This is a genomic window from Streptomyces sp. CA-249302, assembly GCF_050936785.1.
Lineage (GTDB): Bacteria > Actinomycetota > Actinomycetes > Streptomycetales > Streptomycetaceae > Streptomyces.
The window spans coordinates 6,258,188-6,280,179 of the sequence record NZ_JBNJMG010000001.1; the positions used below are offsets into that span (position 1 = coordinate 6,258,188).

19 protein-coding genes and 1 pseudogene are annotated in these 21,992 nt (G+C 70.7%); 12 read left to right on the plus strand and 8 right to left on the minus strand.

Translation table 11 applies throughout. From position 1 onward, the window contains the following. Window positions 1–126: 126 nt before the first annotated feature. Window positions 127–1,920, plus strand: a complete 1,794-nt coding sequence (locus tag ACQEWB_RS28265) for a tetratricopeptide repeat protein (RefSeq protein WP_432835777.1) — start codon at window positions 127–129, stop codon at window positions 1,918–1,920. A gap of 64 nt (window positions 1,921–1,984) precedes the next feature. Here ACQEWB_RS28265 and ACQEWB_RS28270 read toward each other — a convergent pair whose 3' ends face one another. From ACQEWB_RS28270 to ACQEWB_RS28280, 3 genes are all read right to left on the minus strand, one after another. Next, entirely contained in the window at window positions 1,985–2,932 is a 948-nt protein-coding gene (locus ACQEWB_RS28270) for a M28 family metallopeptidase (protein WP_432835779.1), read from the minus strand. Window positions 2,933–3,069: 137 nt separating this feature from the next. Next, the gene (gene rarD, locus ACQEWB_RS28275) at window positions 3,070–4,020 is read right to left on the minus strand and encodes an EamA family transporter RarD (RefSeq protein ID WP_432835781.1); all 951 of its coding nucleotides are present in this window, start codon (window positions 4,018–4,020) and stop codon (window positions 3,070–3,072) included. Window positions 4,021–4,187: 167 nt separating this feature from the next. Next, the gene (locus ACQEWB_RS28280; protein ID WP_432835783.1) at window positions 4,188–5,042 is read right to left on the minus strand and encodes an SDR family oxidoreductase; all 855 of its coding nucleotides are present in this window, start codon (window positions 5,040–5,042) and stop codon (window positions 4,188–4,190) included. Window positions 5,043–5,134: 92 nt separating this feature from the next. Here ACQEWB_RS28280 and ACQEWB_RS28285 point away from each other — a divergent pair, with 92 nt between their 5' ends. The 3 genes from ACQEWB_RS28285 (at window position 5,135) to ACQEWB_RS28295 (ending at window position 6,811) form a co-directional block, all read left to right on the plus strand. Beyond that, window positions 5,135–5,551, plus strand: coding sequence for a winged helix-turn-helix transcriptional regulator (locus ACQEWB_RS28285; protein ID WP_432835785.1), 417 nt, complete (start codon window positions 5,135–5,137; stop codon window positions 5,549–5,551). A 201-nt stretch (window positions 5,552–5,752) separates the two neighbouring features. After that, window positions 5,753–6,406, plus strand: coding sequence for a DUF6082 family protein (locus ACQEWB_RS28290; RefSeq protein WP_432835787.1), 654 nt, complete (start codon window positions 5,753–5,755; stop codon window positions 6,404–6,406). A gap of 147 nt (window positions 6,407–6,553) precedes the next feature. Further along, on the plus strand, window positions 6,554–6,811 hold the full coding sequence (locus ACQEWB_RS28295) for a hypothetical protein (RefSeq protein ID WP_432835789.1): 258 nt from the start codon (window positions 6,554–6,556) through the stop codon (window positions 6,809–6,811). A 56-nt stretch (window positions 6,812–6,867) separates the two neighbouring features. Here the strand turns inward: ACQEWB_RS28295 and ACQEWB_RS28300 are convergent, their stop codons facing one another. From ACQEWB_RS28300 to ACQEWB_RS28320, 5 genes are all read right to left on the minus strand, one after another. Then, window positions 6,868–7,947, minus strand: coding sequence for a 2-oxoacid:ferredoxin oxidoreductase subunit beta (locus tag ACQEWB_RS28300; protein ID WP_432835792.1), 1,080 nt, complete (start codon window positions 7,945–7,947; stop codon window positions 6,868–6,870). Beyond that, window positions 7,940–9,883 carry a 2-oxoacid:acceptor oxidoreductase subunit alpha gene (locus ACQEWB_RS28305; RefSeq protein ID WP_432835794.1) on the minus strand — a complete coding sequence of 648 codons (1,944 nt, stop codon included), beginning with the start codon at window positions 9,881–9,883 and terminating at the stop codon, window positions 7,940–7,942. Before ACQEWB_RS28305 ends, ACQEWB_RS28300 begins: the two co-directional genes overlap by 8 nt. A gap of 277 nt (window positions 9,884–10,160) precedes the next feature. Continuing rightward, window positions 10,161–10,820, minus strand: coding sequence for a response regulator (locus ACQEWB_RS28310; protein WP_432844050.1), 660 nt, complete (start codon window positions 10,818–10,820; stop codon window positions 10,161–10,163). 325 nt (window positions 10,821–11,145) lie between these two features. After that, window positions 11,146–12,513 carry a sensor histidine kinase gene (locus ACQEWB_RS28315; RefSeq protein WP_432835796.1) on the minus strand — a complete coding sequence of 456 codons (1,368 nt, stop codon included), beginning with the start codon at window positions 12,511–12,513 and terminating at the stop codon, window positions 11,146–11,148. Window positions 12,514–12,661: 148 nt separating this feature from the next. Further along, the gene (locus tag ACQEWB_RS28320; RefSeq protein WP_432835798.1) at window positions 12,662–13,855 is read right to left on the minus strand and encodes a sensor histidine kinase; all 1,194 of its coding nucleotides are present in this window, start codon (window positions 13,853–13,855) and stop codon (window positions 12,662–12,664) included. 229 nt (window positions 13,856–14,084) lie between these two features. On the opposite strand from ACQEWB_RS28320, the gene ACQEWB_RS28325 reads away from it, so the two are divergent. The 8 genes and pseudogenes from ACQEWB_RS28325 to ACQEWB_RS28360 all read left to right on the plus strand — a co-directional run bounded on the left by ACQEWB_RS28325 (window position 14,085) and on the right by ACQEWB_RS28360 (window position 21,991). Beyond that, complete coding sequence (locus tag ACQEWB_RS28325; RefSeq protein WP_432835800.1) at window positions 14,085–14,480, plus strand: NADH-quinone oxidoreductase subunit A; 396 nt, start codon at window positions 14,085–14,087, stop codon at window positions 14,478–14,480. Further along, window positions 14,471–15,130: pseudogene (locus ACQEWB_RS28330) on the plus strand (NADH-quinone oxidoreductase subunit B); the annotation flags it as partial. The gene ACQEWB_RS28325 and the pseudogene ACQEWB_RS28330, both read left to right, overlap by 10 nt. A 299-nt stretch (window positions 15,131–15,429) precedes the next feature. After that, entirely contained in the window at window positions 15,430–17,163 is a 1,734-nt protein-coding gene (locus ACQEWB_RS28335) for an NADH-quinone oxidoreductase subunit C (protein ID WP_432835802.1), read from the plus strand. Further along, on the plus strand, window positions 17,160–18,128 hold the full coding sequence (locus ACQEWB_RS28340; protein ID WP_432835804.1) for a complex I subunit 1/NuoH family protein: 969 nt from the start codon (window positions 17,160–17,162) through the stop codon (window positions 18,126–18,128). Before ACQEWB_RS28335 ends, ACQEWB_RS28340 begins: the two co-directional genes overlap by 4 nt. A 2-nt stretch (window positions 18,129–18,130) precedes the next feature. Further along, the gene (locus ACQEWB_RS28345) at window positions 18,131–18,808 is read left to right on the plus strand and encodes a 4Fe-4S binding protein (RefSeq protein ID WP_432835807.1); all 678 of its coding nucleotides are present in this window, start codon (window positions 18,131–18,133) and stop codon (window positions 18,806–18,808) included. Next, entirely contained in the window at window positions 18,805–19,602 is a 798-nt protein-coding gene (locus tag ACQEWB_RS28350) for an NADH-quinone oxidoreductase subunit J family protein (RefSeq protein WP_432835809.1), read from the plus strand. Before ACQEWB_RS28345 ends, ACQEWB_RS28350 begins: the two co-directional genes overlap by 4 nt. Beyond that, window positions 19,602–20,000: an NADH-quinone oxidoreductase subunit NuoK gene (nuoK, locus tag ACQEWB_RS28355; protein WP_432835811.1), complete on the plus strand. Its 399-nt coding sequence runs from the start codon at window positions 19,602–19,604 to the stop codon at window positions 19,998–20,000. Before ACQEWB_RS28350 ends, nuoK begins: the two co-directional genes overlap by 1 nt. After that, window positions 19,997–21,991 (plus strand): NADH-quinone oxidoreductase subunit 5 family protein, encoded by a 1,995-nt coding sequence (locus tag ACQEWB_RS28360; RefSeq protein ID WP_432835813.1) that lies wholly within the window; start codon window positions 19,997–19,999, stop codon window positions 21,989–21,991. Before nuoK ends, ACQEWB_RS28360 begins: the two co-directional genes overlap by 4 nt. Window position 21,992: the final 1 nt, after the last annotated feature.

The following is a 21,992-nucleotide window of genomic DNA, read 5'->3' on the forward strand; positions in this document are numbered from 1 at the left end:
GACTCAACAGTACGTGTACGACCGGATCTTGACGTCGGGGGGCGGAAACCCGGCGGCGGGAGGGAGCACCATGGAACCCGAACGCGCCGTCCGCTCCACAGCCGACGCATCCGAGTGAGGGAAGCGATGTCTCGACTCAGCCGCGAGAAGAAGCGGGAACAGCAGCCCGCCGCACAGCCGGCGGCGCTCGTGGCCGCGCCGATCGACGTCCGCGTCCTCGCTGACGGACCGGGCGCGGGCGGCGCGACGGTGGGTGGCGTGCCCGTCCCGGCGGTCCCCGGCGAGGAGATCCAGCAGACGGTGCTGAACCACCTCCACCGCATCGCCGTCGCGACGGGACACCCCGTACGGGCGATGATCCACGACGAACGGATCGGTTACGTCGTACCGCTGGAGGTGGCCGCGGACGGGGCGAGCTCCTTCGCGGGGGACCCCGTGCGGATGGCTCCGCCGGGGGAGCGGACGGAGATCCCGGGCGAGCCCGCCCGCGGCGAGGCATCGCCACCGCCTGCCACGCCGGCGCCAAGTCCTGCGCCGCCCGCGCCCGCGTCAAGCCCTGCGTTGCACGCGCCACCCCCTGCGCCGCCCGCCCTGCCCGCCGCGTCGGCGCCCGCGGAGATTCCGCGGCCCGAAGCCCGGCAGCCCCAACTCTCGCCGCAGTCCGAGCCCGAGGACGCGCCGCAGTCCGGGCCCGCGGACGCGCGCCAGTCCGAGCTCGTGCCCACGCCGCAGCCTGAAGACGCGCCACAGTCCGGGCCCGTGCCCACGCCTCACTCCGAGCCCGAGGACGCGCCGCAGTCCGGGGCAGTGCCCGCGCCGCAGCCAGAGCCTGAAGATGCGCCGCAGTCCAGGCCCGTGCCCTCCCCGCAGTCCGAGCCCGAGGACGCGCCGCCGGGTGACAAGCCCACGCGTGTCATGCGGTCGGTTGTGGAGCCGGTGCGGGACAGTGCGTCCACGTTCCCGTTGCGGGCGGTGTCCGAGCCGCAGCCGCTCGGGGAGAACGTGCCGACGTTTCCGCTGCGGGCCCTGCCGGAGCCCGTCCAGGACCGGGCCCCCGGTACGGTCGCGCCGCCGCAGGGCGTGTTCGGGCCGCCGCCGGTGATGGACGCCGTACCGCAGCGGCCGGCACTGGAAGCCGGCCCGGCGGTCGACCGCCGTACACACGAGCCCGCGCCGCACCCGCTCCCACCCGCACCCGACGCTCTCCGGCCGGCAGCCGCGCTCGAATCCACCGCCGGACCCATCCCCGCATCCACCCTCCGCCCCCAGGCCACCACCCTCCGCCCCGAGACCACCACCCATCACTCCACGTCCTCCACCCCCTCGTCTTCGTCCCCGTCCTCCTCCTCTCCTTCCCTCCTCGCGTTCCCCACCGAGCCCGAACCCGACCCCAAGCACACCCCCGCCCGCGGTTTCGACGCCGTCGCCGAGGCCGTGCTCGGGGACGATCCGCCGACCGGGCCCGGGTTCCTCGCGGAGCCCATGGGGCGGATCAACGAGGCCGTGAAGGCGGGGCGGATAGACGAGGCGGCCGGGGTGGCCGAACGTACCGTCGCGGAGGCGATGGCCGTGCTCGGGACCGAGCACCCAGAGGTACTGCGGCTGCGTGAACTCAGCGCCTACATCGCCTACTTGGCCGGGGAACCGGTCCGCGCCTTCCGGCTCTCGCTCGACCTCGCCCGCATCCACCGCCGTACCGGCGATCCCGAGGCGGCCTACGGCAACATCCAGAGCGCGGCCTCCGCCTGGCGTGCCGTGCGCGACCCCCGCCAGGGCCTGGAGCTGGGCCGCGACCTGATCGATCTGTGGACCGAACTCACCAACGAGGGCGGCCCGGCCGCCGAGGACGTCGAACGGCTGGACACGGCCCGAGCCCGCATGGACCGACTCACGGAACGCGCCCGCAAGTCGGCCCAATAGCCCGGCAGTCGACGATCGACGGTCGATGGTCGATGGTCGATGGTCGACCAGGAGGGGGTGGCCGCTACTCCGACAGCTCCCACACCGCGTACGCGATCGCGTCGCTGTTGCGGTCCAGAGCCGTGTCGTTGATGTTCGACGCCGTGTCGCAGGCCGAGTGGTAGCAGGCGTCGAACGCCTTGCCGGACGTGCCGCCCCACTTGCTCGCCTGCGCCGCCGTCTTGACGTAGTCGGCGCCGCTGAACAGCCCGCCCACGGGCACGCCCGCGCTCTTGAACGGTGCGTGGTCGGAGCGGCCGTCGCCCTCGGTCTCGATCTCCGTGGCGACGCCGAGTCCGGCGTAGTAGTCCTTGAAGGTCTTCTCGATCGCCGGGTCGTCGTCGTAGACGAAGTAGCCGGGGTTGGGCGAGCCGATCATGTCGAAGTTCAGATAGCCGCTGATCTTCGAACGGTTCGCGGTGGAGAGGCTGTTGACGTAGTAGCGGGAGCCGACCATCCCCAGCTCCTCCGCGCCCCACCAGGCGAACCGCAGGTGCTTGGTGGGCTGGTAGCCGGCCCGGGACACGGCGAGCGCGGTCTCCAGGATCGCGGCCGAGCCGGAGCCGTTGTCGTTGATGCCGGGGCCGGCCGTGACGCTGTCCAGGTGGGAGCCGGCCATGACGACCTGGTCGGTGTTCCCGCCCGGCCAGTCGGCGACGAGGTTGTAGCCGGTGCGGCCGGAGGAGGTGAACTGCTGGACCGTGGTGGTGAATCCGGCCGCGTCCAGCTTGGCCTTCACATAGTCGAGCGAGGCCTTGTAGCCGGCCCGGCCGTGCGCGCGGTTGCCGCCGTTGGCGGTGGCGATGGACTGCAACTGGGTCAGGTGGGCCTTGACGTTCGCCACGGAGATGTCGGGCGCCGCGGCCGCCACGGGGTGCGCGGGGGCCGCGCCGGCTATGGATCCGCCGGTCAGGAGCATGACAGTCGATACGGCACCGGCAGCCGCCGTACGCCCGGAAACGGAGAACTTCATGTGGGGGGCTCCGAATTCCTTGGAGTTGTTTGGAGTGAATTGGATCCCCGGATGGTGAAGCCTTTACCAAGCAGCCGTCAAGAGCGGTATCAGGACAGCGAGTTCGTATACCGGAACAACCCACCCCGGGCCGCCGGTCACACGTCCACCGCGGCCGACGCCGCCACATCGGCACGCGGCACCTCAAGCCGTCGCCCAGCCCCCCGCGCCGCGCGCCACGCGTCGAAGGTCAGCAGACACAGTGCCGCCCACACCAGCGCGAACCCGGCCCACCGCTCGGCCGGCATCGCCTCGTGGAAGTACAGAACGCCCAGCATGAACTGGAACACCGGCGCCAGATACTGCAACAACCCCAGCGTCGACAACGGCACCCGAATCGCCGCCGCCCCGAAGCACACCAGCGGCAGTGCGGTCACCACACCGGTCGCCGCGAGCAGCAGCGCATGCCCCGTCCCCTCGGTCGCGAAGGTCAGGTCACCCCGCGAGTCGAGCCACACCAGATACCCGAGGGCGGGCAGGAACTGGATCGCCGTCTCCGCGGCCAGCGACTCGACCCCGCCGAGATTGACCTTCTTCTTCACCAGCCCGTACGTGGCGAAGGAGAAGGCGAGCACGAGGGAGATCCACGGCGGCTGCCCGTATCCGACGGTCAGCACGATCACCGCGGCGAACCCGATCCCCACCGCGGCCCACTGCACGGGCCGCAGCCGTTCCTTCAGGAGCAGCACGCCCATGGCGATGGTGACCAGCGGATTGATGAAGTACCCGAGCGAGGCCTCGACCACGTGCCCGTTGTTCACGGACCAGATGTAGACGCCCCAGTTGATGCTGATGACGGTCGCCGCCACCGCGACCAGCGCCAGCCGCCGCGGCTGCCGCAGCAGCTCGCCGGCCCAGGCCCAGCGCCGTACGAAGAGCAGCGCGACGCCCACGAAGACGAGCGACCAGACCATGCGATGGGCGAGGATCTCGATCGCTCCGGCCGGCTTGAGCAGCGGCCAGAAGAGCGGGACCAGCCCCCACATCCCGTAAGCCGCGAAGCCGTTCAGCAGACCTATTCGCCGCTCACCCTTCGACTCCCCGGTCACGGGCACCTCCGTCTCGCCTCTTCGCGCCTGGTCGCACAAGCGTGCAGGCATGAAGGTAACGCCGAGCACCCCCGCCTGTCATGCCCGTATCGCCATACGGTCATGACAGGCGGGGGTGACGGTCCGGAACCCGGCGGTGGAGCTCAGTCCGCCGCCGTCTTCGCTGGTCAGGCCTTTACGGCCGCGGTGATCGCGTCGGCGAGCGGCGTGGTCGGCCGGCCGGTCAGGCGGGACAGGTCGCCGCTGGAGACGACGAGCTCGCCCTTCTCGATGGAGGCGTCGACGCCCGCGAGGACGGCGGCGAGCGGCCCGGGCAGCCCGGCGCCGGCCAGGATGCCGGTGAACGCCTCGACGGAGACGGGGCTGTAGGCGATCTCCTTGCCGGTCTGCTTGCTCAGCTCGGCCGCGTACTCGGCGAAGCTCCATGCCTCGTCGCCGCCCAGCTCGTACGTCTTGTTCTCGTGGCCCTCGCCGGTCAGTACGGCGACCGCGGCGGCCGCGTAGTCGGCGCGCGAGGCGGAGGAGACGCGGCCGTCGCCGGCGGCCTGGACGACGGCGCCGTGCTCCAGGGCGGGGGCCAGGTTCTCGGTGTAGTTCTCGTGGTACCAGCCGTTGCGCAGCAGGGCGTAGGGCAGGCCGGAGGCGAGCAGGGCCGCCTCGGTGCCGCGGTGGTCGTCGGCGAGGGCGGCGGTCAGGCTGCCGGGGGCGCTGGTGTAGGCGAGCAGCGCGACACCCGCCGCCTTGGCGGCCTCTATGACGACCTTGTGCTGGCCGACCCGGCCCTTGTCGAACTCGTTGCCCGAGATGAGCAGCACCTTGTCGCCGGCGGCGAAGAGGGTGCCGAAGGTCTCGGGGGTGTTGTAGTCGGCGACGGCGAGCTTGACGCCGCGCGCGGCGAAGTCGGCGCCCTTCGCCTCGTCCCGTACGACGGCCGTGATCTGCTCCGCCGGAACCTTCTCCAGCAGCTGCTCGACGACGTGACGGCCGAGGTTTCCGGTGGCTCCGGTGACGACGATGCTCATGGTCTGCGATCTCCTTGTGGGGTGCGGATGGCACTAACCCTAGGGCGTGCGCTAACTCTGCGAAAGTACCCACTTTGAAGTAAGGTACTGACATGGCAGTAAGTGGACTGAGCGATGAGGTGGCGGCTCCCCTCGCCAAGTACGACACGGGCGAGGTGATGTGCCCGTACCGCCTGGTCCTCGAACACGTCACCAGCCGCTGGGGTGTCCTGGTCCTGATCGAGCTCCTGGACCGCCCGTACCGCTTCAGCGAACTGCGCCGGGCGATCGGACGGGTGAGCGAGAAAATGCTCACCCAGACCCTCCAGACCCTGGAACGCGACGGCCTCGTCCACCGCGACGCCAAGCCGGTGATCCCACCGCGAGTGGACTACTCCCTCACGGAACTCGGCCGAGAGGCGGCGGAGCAGGTGCGGGGGCTGGCGGAGTGGACACAGAAGCGGATGGGGGCGGTGCTGGAGGCGCGGGAGGGGTACGACGTCCGGAAGGCGGGGGCTGAGCAGGGCTGACGCCCTCGGTCGGGGCGGTCGCGCGAATGCGGACCGCGCCTGCGGGGCACACGTAGAACAGGGTGACGGTCGACGTAAGCTCCTCGTCCTTCCGTGCGCCCCCTCTCCGCCTCCCGCGCCGCCTGGTGCTGTGGGCACGCTGGATGCGGGGTGGTTACCGCCCAGTGAAGACGGCCACCGGATGCGGGGGGACAGCTTGACATGGCCACACTGACTCCGGCTGTGCGCAGGATCGGCTCCGCGGTACTCGCGGGGCTTGTCCTGATGCGGATGCCCTTGGGGCGTGACGGCCGTCGCCGGCGTCAGGAAGAACTCATGCTGGAACTCCTCGGCAAGCTCACCGCTATCGCCGAGCAGATGGACCGCATGGTGCGGGAGATCCACCACGCCAACCTGATCCAGCATTACCGCCTCAACGCGGACCATTTGGAGCGGGCGATCGATGATCCGGCGCTCGCGGCGGCCCTGAGCACATTGGACGACGTCTCGGCCGGACAGCGGCGCCAGATGCTGTTCGTCAACCGCCAGTTCGGGACCACGCTGCTCGCGCACCGGGTGGGTGCCCTCGACTGGGACGAGCTGATCGGGACCGTACGGGTCCTGGCCCGCAACCCCGTCTTCGCGGAGTACTGGAGGCGCACGGGGGAGCACCGCAGGAGCCTTCCGGACGAGTCTCTGGAGGCGCGCGTCGGACGGGTCGTCGACGTCATCGTCGAGGAACTCGCGGACGATCCGGACGAATGGTGGGTCGTGGGACCCACGCCCGTCCCCGCACCCGAGCACACGCCCGGGCATGGGACGGGACGCGCGCCCTCGAGTGCTTCGGAACGGACCCCGGAAACCCCCTCCGACTGATCGATCCGGACACTTCGCAGGCATAGCTGGGACCAGTACGGTCAAGAATCTTCCGGGGTCACCGTGACCCCGGGGTGTTTCGCTCGTTATAGGGCCTTCGCCTCAGGAGTGGGGCTTCCCGCCCCCGAGCGAAAGGGGACCGCTCCGTTGCGCAGTGAGTTCTCGGCCGTCCGCATCACCCGCCGACTAGGAGACCCGCCTCGCAAGAGGGGAAGCTACTCGGGGGAGACCTGCCCCGATCTCTTCGAACTCACCGACGGCAACTTCGCCGTCATCGGCACCGACGCCACCGCCGACCTCGACCCCCTCCTCCCGCCGGACGCCGGCCGAGCCGACTACGAGCGCATCGTCGTGATCACCCGCGACACCCTCATCCGCGCCAAGAAGGACATCCCCGACGCATGACAACGGCGAGGGCCTGGGCGCCGTATGCACCCAGGCCCTCGCGAGCACTACGACGGTCAGCCCACAACCGTCCAGGTATCCCCACCCGCCAACAACGCCGCCAGATCACCCTTGCCGTTCTGCTCGATGGCCTGGTCGAGCTGGTCCGACATCTGGGTGTCGTACACCGGCCGGTCCACGGACCGAAGCACACCGATCGGCGTGTGGTGCAGGGTGTCCGGGTCGGCGAGGCGGGAGAGGGCGAAGGCGGTGGTCGGGGACGCGGAGTGGGCGTCGTGGACCAGGATCTGAGACTCGTTGTCCGGCGTCACGTCGACCACCTTCAGGTCACCGGTGACCACATCCCGGACCACGCCCCGAGAGCCGTCCGCGCCGAAGCGGATCGGCTGACCGTGCTCCAGGCGGATCACCGCCTCCTCCGCCTGCTGCTTGTCCTTCAGCGCGTCGAAGGCACCGTCGTTGAAGATGTTGCAGTTCTGGTAGATCTCGATCAGCGCCGTGCCCGGGTGGGCGGCGGCCTCCCGCAGGACCGACGTGAGGTGCTTGCGGTCGGAGTCGATCGTGCGGGCGACGAAGGACGCTTCCGCGCCGATGGCCAGGGACACCGGGTTGAAGGGCGCGTCCAGCGAGCCCATCGGTGTCGACTTGGTGATCTTGCCGACCTCGGAGGTCGGGGAGTACTGGCCCTTGGTCAGGCCGTAGATGCGGTTGTTGAAGAGGAGGATCTTCAGGTTGACGTTGCGGCGCAGGGCGTGGATGAGGTGGTTGCCGCCGATCGACAGCGCGTCGCCGTCGCCCGTCACCACCCACACCGACAGGTCCCTGCGCGAGGAAGCCAGGCCCGTCGCGATGGCGGGCGCGCGGCCGTGGATGGAGTGCATGCCGTACGTGTTCATGTAGTACGGGAAGCGGGACGAACAGCCGATGCCCGAGACGAAGACGATGTTCTCCTTGGCCAGGCCGAGCTCCGGCATGAAGCCCTGGACGGCCGCCAGGATCGCGTAGTCACCGCAGCCGGGGCACCAGCGCACTTCCTGATCGGACTTGAAGTCCTTCATGGACTGGCGGGCCTCGGCCTTGGGAACGAGCGTGAGCGCCTCGATCGTGCCCGTGCCTTCCGTGGACGTCTCAGCCATCGATGGCCTCCTTGAGAGCCGTGGCGAGCTGCTCAGCCTTGAACGGCATGCCGTTCACCTGGTTGTACGAGTGGGCGTCGACCAGGTACTTCGCCCGGATCAGCGTGGCGAGCTGCCCGAGGTTCATCTCGGGGATCACCACCTTGTCGTAACGCCCCAACACCGAACCCAGATTCCGCGGGAATGGGTTGAGGTGACGAAGGTGCGCCTGCGCGATGGACTCGCCGGCCGTGCGGAGGCGGCGGACCGCCGCGGTGATCGGGCCGTACGTCGAGCCCCAGCCGAGCACCAGCGTGCGCGCCTCGTGCGGGTCGTCGACCTCGAGATCCGGTACGTCGATGCCGTCGATCTTGGCCTGCCGGGTGCGGACCATGAAGTCGTGGTTGGCGGGGGCGTACGAGATGTTGCCCGTGCCGTCCTCCTTCTCGATGCCGCCGATGCGGTGTTCGAGACCGGGCGTGCCGGGGATGGCCCACGGGCGGGCGAGGGTCTGCGGGTCGCGTTTGTACGGCCAGAAGACCTCGGTGCCGTCGTCCAGCGTGTGGTTCGGCCCCTGTGCGAACTGCACGGTCAGGTCCGGGAGTTCGTCGAGTTCCGGGATGTGCCAGGGCTCGGAACCGTTGGCCAGATAGCCGTCCGAGAGCAGCATCACCGGCGTGCGGTACGTCAGCGCGATGCGCGCCGCCTCGAGCGCCGCGTCGAAGCAGTCGGCGGGGGTGCACGGGGCGATGATCGGGACCGGTGCCTCGCCGTTGCGCCCGAACATGGCCTGTAGCAGGTCGGCCTGCTCGGTCTTGGTCGGCAGACCGGTCGAGGGCCCGCCGCGCTGGATGTCGATGACGAGCAGCGGCAGCTCCAAGGACACCGCCAGCCCGATGGTCTCCGACTTCAGGGCCACACCGGGGCCGGACGTGGTCGTGACCCCCAGCGCACCGCCGAAGGCCGCGCCCAGGGCCGCGCCGATGCCCGCGATCTCGTCCTCGGCCTGGAAGGTCCGTACACCGAAGTTCTTGTGCTTGGACAGTTCGTGGAGGATGTCGGAGGCGGGGGTGATGGGGTACGAGCCCAGGAACAGCGGCAGGTCGGCCTGGCGGGAGGCGGCGATCAGGCCGTACGCCAGGGCCAGGTTGCCGGAGATGTTGCGGTAGAGGCCGGGCGGGAACGCGGTCGTCGCCGGGGCGATCTCGTACGAGACCGCGAAGTCCTCGGTCGTCTCGCCGAAGTTCCAACCCGCGCGGAACGCGGCGAGGTTGGCCTCGGCGATCTCGGGTTTCTTGGCGAACTTCGCCCGCAGGAACTTCTCGGTTCCCTCGGTCGGCCGGTGGTACATCCAGCTCAGCAGCCCGAGCGCGAACATGTTCTTGCTGCGCTCCGCCTCCTTGCGGGAGAGGTCGAAGTCCTTGAGCGCCTCGACCGTCAGCGTCGTCAGCGGCACCGGATGGAGGCTGTAGCCGTCGAGCGAGCCGTCCTCCAGGGGCGAGGCGGCGTAGCCGACCTTCTGCATCGCCCGTTTGGTGAACTCGTCCGTGTTGACGATGATCTCCGCGCCGCGCGGCAGGTCGCCGATGTTGGCCTTGAGAGCCGCCGGATTCATGGCGACCAGGACGTTCGGCGCGTCGCCGGGCGTGAGGATGTCGTGGTCGGCGAAGTGCAGCTGGAAGCTGGAAACACCCGGCAGGGTGCCTGCGGGTGCGCGGATCTCGGCGGGGAAGTTGGGAAGGGTGGAGAGGTCGTTTCCGAAGGACGCCGTCTCCGAGGTGAAGCGGTCGCCGGTGAGCTGCATGCCGTCACCGGAGTCTCCCGCGAACCGGATGATGACCCGGTCCAGCCTGCGGACGTCCTTGGTCCCGGCCGGCCTGCGCTGCTCTCCCAGTACGGCTCCGTCGTCCGGATCCGTGTCTGCCTGCTCCGCTGTCCTGCTGACCTGGCTGGTCACTGAACTGGACCTCCCTCGAGGCGGCTGTCTGGGACTCGCCTTCCCGCAGGCCGTCCCAAAATCAACCCTACGTCCGTTAGGGTCGCCTTCCCTTGGCCATTCGCATGATGGACACGCTTTTGAGACGGTTGGACGCCCTGACTTGTCATGATTTCTCGCCCCCCGGCGCTTCCCTTGAAGACGCTCCCCGCGATTGTTCGGTTCTAGGGCTGACGGACGCTGGATCGACGCTTGACCGACGGCTGGATCGTGCGGCTACCGACCCAGTGTCGGCCCGTCAGGAGTTCAGGTAGGTGAGGACGGCGAGAACACGCCGGTGATCCCCGTCACTCTGGGACAGCCCGAGCTTCAGGAAGATGTTGCTCACGTGCTTCTCGACGGCACCGTCGCTGACCACGAGCTGCCGCGCGACGGCCGAATTGGTCCGCCCCTCGGCCATCAGCCCCAGAACCTCCCGTTCCCGGGGCGTCAGCCCGGCCAGCACGTCCTGCTTGCGGCTGCGCCCGAGTAGCTGCGCGACCACCTCCGGGTCCAGGGCCGTACCGCCCCGGGCCACCCGCACCACCGCGTCCACGAACTCCCGGACCTCGGCCACCCGGTCCTTGAGCAGGTACCCGACGCCATGACTGGAACCGGCCAGCAGTTCGGTGGCGTAACGCTCCTCCACGTACTGCGACAGCACGAGCACACCGAGTCCCGGATGCGCCTTCCGCAGTTGTACGGCGGCCCGCACCCCCTCGTCGGTGTGCGTCGGCGGCATCCGCACATCGGCGACGACGACGTCCGGCAGCTCGTTCTGCCCGTCCAGCTCGGTGATGGTCTTGATCAGCGCTTCTCCGTCCCCGACCCCGGCGACGACCTCGTGCCCGCGGTCGGTCAACAGCCGGGTCAGCCCCTCCCTGAGCAGCACTGAATCCTCGGCGATGACCACCCGCACCCTGTCCTCCACGATCTCCGGCCCCCCAGCCCGCGACTCCGTCTGCCAGTGGTCCAGCATTCCAGCATTCGGATCGCCCTGCGCCGGGCCGACGTGAATCAACGGGAAAACGTGCACTGCACGGCGGGTTTCGGCCGGGGCATGGGGTGCCGTCTCGACGCCGGCCGTCATCTCCAGCCCGTCCGGCGTTTGAGGACGAGGCCCCTTCAGGGCCGACGGGGGTCCAGGGGGCGGAGCCCCCTGGTGGGGTCGAAGGGGCGAAGCCCCTGGTGAGAAGCCCCTGGTGATGGGACGGGTAAGGGCGGCGGGGGCGAGAACCCTTTGGTCAGCCGAGCGCCCGCTCCCCCCGCCAGGGCAACTCCGCCGTCACCCGCGTGGGCCCACCCACCGGCGAGTCCACCACCAGGATCCCGTCGACCGCGTCGAGCCGCTCCGCGAGCCCCCCGAGCCCGGACCCGCCGGAGGCATCCGCGCCGCCCACCCCGTTGTCCACGACCTGGACCATCAGCCGGCTCTCCACCCGCCACACGTCCACCGCCGCCCACGTGGCCCGCGAGTGCTTGCTGATGTTCTGCAGCAGCTCTGACACGGTGAAGTACGCGATCCCCTCGATCGCCGGCGCCGGCCGCTCCACCAGCTCCACCTCCACCTGCACCGGCACGGTGCACCGCGAGGCGACAGCGGACAGCGCCGCGTCCAGACCGCGGTCCGTGAGTACGGCGGGATGGATGCCCCGCGCCAGATCCCGCAGCTCCTGAAGCGCCGTCTTCACCTCGCCGTGCGCCTCGTCCACCATCCGCGCCGCCGCCTGCGGATCCTCGGTCAGCTTCTCCTTCGCCAGCCCCAGATCCATGGCCAACGCCACCAGCCGGGCCTGCGCGCCGTCGTGCAGGTCGCGCTCGATGCGCCGCAGGTCCGCAGCGGCCGTATCCACCACGACCCCGCGGTCCGACTCCAGCTCCACCACCCGCGCCGACAGCCGGGTCGGCCCGAGCAGCCCGTGCACCAGCAGCCGGTCCACCATCGTCAGCGCCCGCACGATCCACGGCGTGGCCAGCGTGAACAACAGCCCGACCAGCGCCGTCACGGTGATCTCGAAGGGGTTGTCCAGATAGATCGAGTGCTGCCCGTCGCCGTACAACTGGATCCCGCCCTGACCGGCGTACACCGGAAAGACCCAGAACCACAGCGGATACGTCAGCAGCGCCCAGCCGTACGCCCAGAAGTTCAGCGCGACCACGAACGAGAACACCGACCAGGGGAACTGGAGCACCGCGTACAGCAGCGTCCGCCAGGACGTGCCGCTCTTGAGGACCGCGCCCATCCAGGCCATCACGCCGGACTTCTTCATCCGCAGCGGCTCGGGGTCGGCCACGTCCAGGTCCAGCAGGCCGCGCGCCCGCGCCCGCTCCAACGCCGCGAAGCCCCGGCAGCCGGCCAGGCCCGCCGCCAGCACCGGAATGCCGAGGAACGTCACCAGCAGGCCCGCGCCGAGCGAGACCATCGTGACGGCGTACGTGAAGAGCATGACGCCGATCGGCAGGCTGAGCAGGACGTATCCGAACTCGCGCCAGCTGCGGGCCTCGAACGGCGCCCGCAGCCCGGCGGGCAGCCGGTGCCGCCGCGCCCCTTCGGGGGACCCGAACCCGCTGTCGTACCCGTGCCCGTAGCCCTGCCCGTATTCCGTGGCCATCGGCGTCGTCCGTTTCTACTCGTCCGCTCGTCCCGCGGGGTGCGTCCGGCTGTCCTGCCGTACCTCCACACTCCTCCGCCGCAGGTCTGCGGAACATGGAGTCCGTCGGCGTCTTGGAAGGGGGGTTTTCCCTACCTGCGCCCGACCTCTAAGCCGGCTCGCGGTCCCGCCAGGGCAGTTCCGCCGTCACGGTCGTCGGACCGCCCTGCGGCGAATCGAGTACGAACAGGCCGTCGACCGCGTCCAGCCGCTCCGCCAGCCCCCGCATCCCCGTACCGCCGTCGAGCCGCGCGCCCCCGCGGCCGTCGTCCTCGACCTGGATGAGCAGCCGCTCGTCGGCCCGCCACACCTCGACGGACGCGGTCCTCGCCCCGCTGTGCTTGCTGATGTTCTGGAGCAGCTCGGAGACGGTGAAGTAGGCGATCCCCTCGATGGCCGCGGCGGGCCGTTCGACGAGGTCGACCGTCACCTTCACGGGCACGGTGCAGCGCGAGGCGACCGAGGAGAGCGCGGCGTCCAGGCCGCGATCGGTGAGTACGGCGGGATGGATGCCGCGGGCCAGGTCGCGCAGCTCCTGGAGCGCGAGCTTCACCTCGCCGTGCGCCTCGGCGACCATCTCGGCCGCCGAGTCGGGGTCCTCCAGCAGCTTCTCCTTCGCGAGCCCCAGGCCCATCGCCAGATTGACCAGCCGGGCCTGCGCGCCGTCGTGCAGATCGCGCTCGATGCGCCGCAGGTCGGCGTTGGCGGTGTCGACCACGACCCCGCGGTCCGACTCCAGTTCGGCGATCCGCCGCTCCAGCTCGTCGCTCGGCGACAGCAGCCCGCGCACCATCGCCCGGTCGGCGTTGGCCAGACCCCGGGCGATGAACGGCAGCACCGGCCACAGCACGAACAGCGAGGTCAGCGTTATGACGAAGGTGAGGATGCCCCAGGGCAGCCGGATGAAGTCGTACAACACCGTCCGCCAGGCCACCGAGTCCTTCAGCGTCATCCACAGCCACGGCAGGAAGCCGCCGGCGTTGCGCCTGGCGGGCAGCCGGCTCGGCTCGTCGATCTTCATGCCCAGCAGCGCCCGGGCCCGCGCCCGCTCCATCCGGCCCAGCAGCCGCGAGCCGATCAGTCCGGCCGCGAGGAGCGGGAAACCGATCACTGTGACGGTCAGCCAGAAGCCGGTGAACAGCACCGTCACGACGTACACGAACCCGACCAGCGACAGCGGAAGGTTCGCCAGGAGGTGCGCGATCTCCTTCCAGGTGTGGCGGTCGTACGCGAAACGGGCGGGCGGCAGCCGGTCGCCGTCCCCTTCCGGGGCTCTGGTCGGGCGCGAGAGTCGTTCGGTCATATGGGCTAGCGTGCCGCGCGCCGGGCGCCCGCGCCATGAGGTCGGCCGCCCCTGTCTGCGGGGGAAAACCCCACCTTCGTATATCGACGACATCTCAAGCGGTGACGGGCTGCTTACCGTCCCTTTATCAGGGCCTAGACTCCCGTGCGTACAGATCGTCTGCGTACAGATCGTCTGCATAGGGATCTACGGACAGATCGTCGAATCAGCTGCGAGTGAGGGGACGGACGTGCGGGAATCGACCGTCGTCGTGGCGGCGGACTACTTCCGGTCGTACTCGGTCGTCGGACTGCTCGTCGTCGTCGGCGTGCTGTTCGTCGCGGTCGCCTTCGGCGCGGGACGCCTGCTCCGCCCGGTGGTCCCGACCCCGGAGAAGCTCCTGACGTACGAGTGCGGGGTCGACCCGGTCGGCGAGGGCTGGGCCCACACCCAGGTCCGCTACTACGTCTACGCCTTCCTGTACGTCGTCTTCGCCGTCGACTCGATCTTCCTGTTCCCCTGGGCCACGGTCTTCGCCGCCCCCGGCTACGGCGCGACGACCCTGGTCGAGATGTTCATCTTCCTCGGCTTCCTGGCCGTGGGCCTGCTGTACGCATACAAGAAGGGCGTTCTGGCATGGATGTGACGACGCCAGACACCAACGGGCAGCCGGGTGCCGAGGACGGGCAGCCGACGCAGCCGGTGTTCCTGCCGGAACCGAAACGCCTGGGCGCCCTGGCCCGCCTGGCCCCGGAACCGATGAAGGTCATCCTCAACTGGGGCCGCCGCTACTCCCTCTGGGTCTTCAACTTCGGCCTCGCCTGCTGCGCGATCGAGTTCATCGCCGCGTCGATGGCCCGCCACGACTTCATCCGCCTCGGCGTCATCCCCTTCGCCCCGGGCCCGCGCCAGGCGGACCTGATGGTGGTCTCGGGCACGGTCACGGACAAGATGGCCCCCGCGGTGAAGCGCCTGTACGAGCAGATGCCGGAACCCAAATACGTCATCAGCTTCGGCGCCTGCTCCAACTGCGGCGGCCCGTACTGGGACTCGTACTCCGTCACCAAGGGCGTCGACCAGATCATCCCGGTGGACGTCTACGTCCCGGGCTGCCCGCCACGCCCCGAGGCCCTGCTCCAGGGGATCCTGAAACTCCAGGAGAAGATCGCCCGGGAATCGCTGGGGGAGCGGTACGGGGTCTCTGGCGGGCGTGCTTCGGTGGGGGCGCTGCAGAGCGGGCTGGTGAAGGGGCCGGGGTCGGCTTCGGCTTCGGTTTTGACTTCGGCTTCGGCTTCGGGGGGTGTCGCTGCTGTGGTTGAGGGGGCGGCTACGGCTGACGGTACGGCTGTGGTTGGTGGAACGGTTGCGACTGACGGTACGGCTGCGACCGATGGGACGGCGACGGCTGAGGGTCCGGCTGCGGCTGGTGACGTGGCTTCTGCCGCGGGGCGTGGGGCGGCAGCCGACGGGTCGGCTTCCGGTGGGGGGCAGGCTGCGGCGGGCGCCGGGTCGGCTTCCGGTGCGGGGCGCGCTGGGGCCGATGGGGCGGCTTCTGCCGCGGCTGACGAAACTCCTTCCTCCGAGGAGGAGGGGCGATGAGTGGCACGGTCGGCTGGCTCCCCGCCCCCGTCGAGGATTTGTTCGGTACGGAGGCCACGGCCGAGGAGTCGTACGAGGTCCTGACGGTCGACGTCCCGCCCGCCTCCTGGATCACCTCCCTGGAGACGGCGCGCACCACCCTCTCCTGCACCTACTTCGACTGGCTGAGCGCGGTCGACGAACCGGGCACGGGCTTCCGCGTCTCCGCCCACGTCGTCGCCCTCTCCCCGGTCCGGCGCCTGCTGCTCCGCACGACGGTCCCGCACGAGGCGCCGACCCTGCCGTCCGCCGTCGACGTCTACGCCGGCGCGGCCTGGCACGAACGCGAGACCCACGAAATGTTCGGCGTGACCTTCGAGGGCCACCCGTCCCTGGACCACCTCCTCCTCCCGGAAACCTTCGAAGGCCACCCCCTCCGCAAGGACTTCGTCCTCGCGGCCCGCGTGGCCAAGGCCTGGCCCGGCGCCAAGGAACCGGGCGAGTCGGACCACGGCGGCCCCAAGCGCCGCCAGATGCTGCCCCCGGGCGTCCCCGACCCCAACGAATGGGGCCCCTTGAAGGGCCAACTCCCCGCAGCCCCGGCCCGCCCGGCACGGGGCGCGGGGCGCGGGGCGGGGGAGCGCCCGGCTCGCGTCGCGGGGGAGCGTCCGGTCCGCGCGGCCGGTGAGCGTCCGGCTCGGCGGGCTCGGACGGCGGCTGAGGGTTCGGCGAGCCAGGCGGGGGCGGAAGCGCCGGTCGGTCAGGCAGCGGCGGAGGGCGCGGCGAGCCAGTCGGTAACGGAGGGTTCGGCCGGTCCGGCGGGGACGGCTGGGGCTGCGGCTTCGGATGCTCCGGGTGGGGCACGCCGGGCTCGGTCGGCTGCGGAGGGTTCGGCCGGTCCGGCGGGGACGGCTGGGGCTGCGACTTCGGACACTCCAGATGGGGCACGCTCGGCTGGGTCGGCTGCGGAAGGGTCGGTGAGTCAGACGGGGGCCTCGGCGTCTGGGGACGCTCCCGTGACGGCACGCCGGGCTCGGTCGGCTGCCGAAGGGTCGGCCAGCCAGACCGGTGCTGCGGGTGCCTCGGGTGCCTCGGACACTGGGTCGCGGCGGGCTCGGTCGGCGGCCGAGGGGTCCGTGAGCCAGGCGGAGGGGGCCGCGGCGGCTGGACCGCGCCGGGCGCGTACGGCCTCGCAGGGCTCAGTGAGTCAGCGGGGCGGGTCCGCTGCGGAGCCTGTGGCCGACGATCAGGGCGAGGGCTCCACGCCCTCACGCACGGGAAGTACGCCTCCACCGAAGGCTCCGACCGCCCCGCGCAGCTCGGACGCCCCGTGGCACCACGCCCGCCCGGCCTTCGACGAGCCCGAACGGCAGCAGCCCGGGGCTGACGCCCGCTCAAACGCGGAGCCGCGGAAGCCGGAAACCGAGCAGCCGGAGCCACGTTCGGCAGCCGGGCAGACTGCGCCTGAGCAACCCGCGTCGGAGACGCCGGAGCCCGAACAGCCGGTGGCTGAGCCGCCGGTGGCGGAGAGGCCTGCGCCCGAGCAACCCACTCCGGACCACAAGACTTCCGCCCCGGAGCCGGAGCCGGAGCCCGAACCGGAGCCCGAACCGGAGTCCGAGTCCGAACCGGAATCTGAGCCCGAGCCCGAGCAGGCTCCCGATTCTGGGGCTGTCCCGGATCCCGGCGGCCCCACCTCTGACACACCCACCCGACCCAGCCCCGACACCCCCGCAGGAGGCCCGCAGTGAACGACGTGCTCGACGTCGCCCTGCGACTCCTGGTCGTCTTCGTCGTCTTCCTCACCTTCCCCCTGATCGTCGGTCAGACCGAGCACAAGGTCATGGCCCACATGCAGGGCCGCCTCGGCCCGATGTACGCCGGCGGCTTCCACGGCTGGGCCCAACTCGTCGCGGACGGCGTGAAGTTCGCACAGAAGGAAGACGTCGTACCGGCCGGCGCCGACCGCCGCATCTTCCAGCTCGCCCCCGCGGTCGCCCTCCTCCCGTACCTGATCGTCCTGCTTGCCATCCCCATCGGCCCCGGCGAGGGCGCCGTCGGCCAGGTCCTGGACGCCGGTATCTTCTTCGTCCTCGCGGTGATGGGCGTGGCCGTCCTCGGCTCCCTCATGGCCGGCTGGGCCAGCGCCAACAAGTTCTCCCTCCTCGGCGGCCTCCGCACCGCCGCCCAGCTCCTCGCCTACGAACTCCCGATGCTCCTCGCCGCCGCCTCCGTCGCCATGGCGGCCGGCACCGTCTCCCTCCCCGGCATCCTCGACGCCTTCGAGTGGTGGTGGCTGCCCTGGCAGATCGTCGGCGCGATCGTCTTCTTCGTCGCCGGCCTCGCCGAACTCCAGCGCCCGCCCTTCGACATGCCCGTCGCCGACTCGGAGATCATCTTCGGCGCCTACACCGAGTACACCGGCCTGCGCTTCGCCCTGTTCCTCCTCGCCGAGTACGCCGGAATCGTCGTCCTGTGCGGCCTGACCACCGTCCTCTTCCTGGGCGGCTGGCACGGCCCCTGGGGTGCCGACGGCCTCGGCTGGGTCTGGACCCTGCTGAAGACCGCCGTCCTGGCCTTCGTAGTGATCTGGCTCCGCGTCACATACCCCCGCCTGCGCGAGGACCAGCTCCAGAAGCTTTCCTGGACTCTCCTCGTCCCCCTCTCCCTCGCCCAGATCGCCCTCACCGGCATCGTCAAGGTGGTGATCCAGTAACCGTGGCCCCCATCCCCGGCGCCGGCCTGGCCAAAGGTCTGGCCGTCACCCTCCGCACGATGACCAGGAAGACGGTCACCGATCAGTACCCCGAGGTACAGCCCGACCTCCCGCCCCGCACCCGCGGTGTCATCGGCCTGTTCGAGGAGAACTGCACCGTCTGCATGCTGTGCGCCCGGGAGTGCCCGGACTGGTGCATCTACATCGACTCCCACAAGGAGACGATCCCGGCGCCGACCCCCGGCGGCCGCGAGCGCAGCCGCAACGTCCTCGACCGCTTCGCCATCGACTTCTCCCTGTGCATGTACTGCGGTATCTGCATTGAGGTCTGTCCTTTCGACGCCCTGTTCTGGTCCCCGGAGTTCGAGTACGCCGAGACCGACATCCACGAACTCACCCACGAACGCGACAAGCTCCGCGAGTGGATGTGGACCGTGCCGGCCCCACCCGCCCTCGACCCCGGCGCGGAGGAACCGAAGGAGATCGCCGCCGCCCGCAAAACCGCCGAGAAGCTGGCGGCCGCCCAGCCGGAGCCGACCGCGCCGCAGCCCGGGCCCTCGACCGGACCCACCGCACCGCAGCCCGGACCCCTGGCACGGCAGCCCGGGCCGACCGAGCCGCCGTCCGGCCCGACCGAGCCGCCGTCCGGTCCGACCGCATCCGAGGGAGGCACGTCGTGACCCTCGCCGCAGCCACCGTCGCCGCGTCGCCCGCCCACGGCACCCTCACCGGCGCTGTCGCCGACACCCACGGCTTTCTGTCCCCGACCGGCGTCGAGATCGCATTCCTCCTCGTCGGCCTGGTCACCTTCGGCGCCGCCCTGGTCACGGTCACCACCCGTCAACTGGTGCACGCCGCCCTGTGGTTGGTGGTCGCCCTCGGTGGTGTCGCCGTCGAATACCTCCTGCTGACCGCCGAGTTCATCGCCTGGGTGCAGGTCCTCATCTACGTGGGCTCCGTCGTCGTCCTCCTTCTCTTCGGTCTGATGCTCACCAAGGCCCCCATCGGCCGCTCCCCGGACGCCGACTCCGGCAACCGCTGGGCCGCTCTCACCGTGGCCGTCGCCGCCGCGGCCGCCCTGGTCTGGGTGGTCGTGGACGCCTTCCGGACCACCTGGATCGACCTGGACGGCCCGGCCGCCGGCTCCACCGCCGTCACCGGAGCGAGCCTCTTCCAGAACTGGGTGCTCCCCTTCGAGGCCCTCTCCGTCCTGCTCCTCGCGGCCCTGGTCGGCGCGATCGTCCTGTCCCGCAAAGCGAAGGCGGAGTCGAGCTCTCCCCCTGTGAACTCCCGGGCCACGACCGGTGGTTCCCCATCCGTCCCGGATTCCCGCAATCACCTGATCGGGCGAAATGGGCCGGTCACGGGAACCAAGTCGGTCGAAGGAAGCCAACTGGGAGAGGGAACCAAGCCGGTCACGGCAGGCAAGCCCGTCGAGAACGTCAACCCGGCCGAGCAGGAAGGCGCCCGCTGATGCACCTCGCCTACCCCGCCGTCCTCGCCGCCCTCCTCTTCTGCACGGGCCTGTACGGAGTCCTCGCCCGTCGCAACGCGATCCTCGTCCTCATGTCGGTCGAGCTGATGCTCAACGCCGTCAACCTGAACCTGGTCGCCTTCGACGTCTGGCTGAGCAAGGCCGCCCAGGAGACCCTGCACTCCGGCCAGGCTCTGACCCTGTTCACCATCGCCATCGCCGCCGCCGAGATCGGCATCGGCCTGGCGATCGTCCTCGCCGTCTACCGCAACCGCGGCACCTCGGACATCGACAAGCTCCGCGACACCGCCGAGGGGCCCGAGAGCGACGACCCCGACAGCGACGCCCCCGCGGCCGCGCAGGCCGACCGGGCCGGGAAGGCTGAGGCCACCGCGTGACCACGACCACCCTCGCCGTCCTCGTCCCCCTCCTGCCGTTCCTGGGGGCGGCCGCCGGCCTGCTGCTCGGCCGTACGGCCCCCGGTTTCGTGCGGCCGCTCGCCATCCTGCCGACCCTCACCGCCCTGGTGCTGGCCGCGCTGGTCGCCGTGCGCCAGGGCGGCGACCAGGCCGTCGACGCCCACACCGAACTCACGCCCACCGGCTCGGTCCCCATCGAACTCGCCCTGCACATCGACGGCTTCGCCGCCCTCGTCGCCGTCCTGGTCGGCGTCGTCGCCACCTGCGTGCAGATCTACTCGACGGGCTACCTGCGCGACGACCCGCGCTACCCCTCCTACGCCGCCCTCGTCTCCCTCTTCACCTCCGCGATGCTGCTCGTCGTCTACTCCGGCGACCTGATCGTGCTGCTGGTCGGCTGGGAGATCATGGGCATCTGCTCGTACTTCCTGGTCGGCCACTACTGGGAGACCCCGGAGGCCCGCGCCGCCTCCATCAAGGCCTTCCTGGTGACCAAGCTCGGTGACGTCCCCTTCCTGATCGGCCTGTTCGCCCTCGCCACCGACGTCGGTTCCTTCCGCATCACGACGATCCTGGGCGCCGTCGCACACGGTGGACTCGACCAACCGACGCTCATCGCCCTGCTGCTCCTGGCCGGGGTGGCCGGCAAGTCGGCGCAGTTCCCGCTGCACACCTGGCTCCCCGACGCGATGGCGGGTCCGACACCCGTCTCCGCGCTGATCCACGCGGCGACGATGGTCGCCGCCGGTGTCTACTTCATCGCCCGTCTCCTCCCGGTCTTCGAGTCCTCCCAGGCCGCGATGGTGGTCCTCGCGGTGATGGCCGCCGTCACGATGCTCGGCTCGGGCCTGGCCGCGCTCGCGCAGGACGACATCAAGCGCGTCCTCGCCTATTCGACGATCGGCCAGCTCGGCTACATGACCGGCGCCCTCGCCGTCGGCGACCGCGGCGCCGCCGTCTTCCACCTCCTGTCCCATGGCGCCTTCAAGGCGCTGCTGTTCCTCGCGGCCGGCGTGGTCATCCACGCCGCCGGCACCAACTCACTGGCCGCCATGTCCCGCATGCGCGGCCTGCGCGACCGCATCCCCGACGCCTACTGGACGATGACCGTGGCGCTTCTCGCGCTCGCCGCGATCCCGCCGTTCAGCGGCTTCTTCTCCAAGGAGTCCGTCCTGGGCGCCGCCGAGCACGTCGCCACCGGCCACACCGAGCACGCCCCCGGCGCCGCGGGCTGGATCACCCTCGTCGCCGGCCTGCTCACCGCCGTACTCACCGCCGCGTACGCGACGCGCCTGTGGCTGCTGGCCTTCCAGGGCCGGGGTGCCGAGGCCCCCGACCACGGTCGCCAGCCGCTGACCATGACCGTGGTGCTGTGGGTGCTCGCCGTGCCGTCCCTCGCGCTCGGCGGGCTCGCCTACCGCTCGCTGCCCGACTGGTTCGACGGCCGCGACCTCACCCCGACGCTCACCACCTCCGTACTCGGCACGGGCGTCGCCCTGGTCGGCGGCCTCGTCACCTATGCGGCCTGGCGGCACACCAGGGCTCTCGCGGCCCGCGCTCCGCTGGGTGCGGTCGCGGCCCACCCCGAGGGCGACGCCGGACTGGTGGAGGCCGAGGCGATCCCCAGCCATGCGCCCGCGTACGGCGACGTGGCCTCCGCGCCCGATCCGTCCGACCCCGGGCGGGTGCTGCTCGGCCCGCTGCACCGGCACGCGGCCGTCGGCTTCCACCTGGACGCCGTGTACGCGGCCCTGTTCGTCCGCCCGGTCCAGGCCGGCGCGAGCCTCGTCCGGTTCCTGGACCGCGAGGTCGTCGAGACCTACGTACGCGGTGCGGGCGCCCTGCCCCGCCTGCTCGGGGCTGCCGTACGGCGCGCCCAGACCGGCAATGTGCAGACCTATGTGAGCGCGCTGCTCGCCGGCACCGTCGTCCTGGCGGTCGCCGCCCTCCTCGTCGCCACGGGAGCGTGAG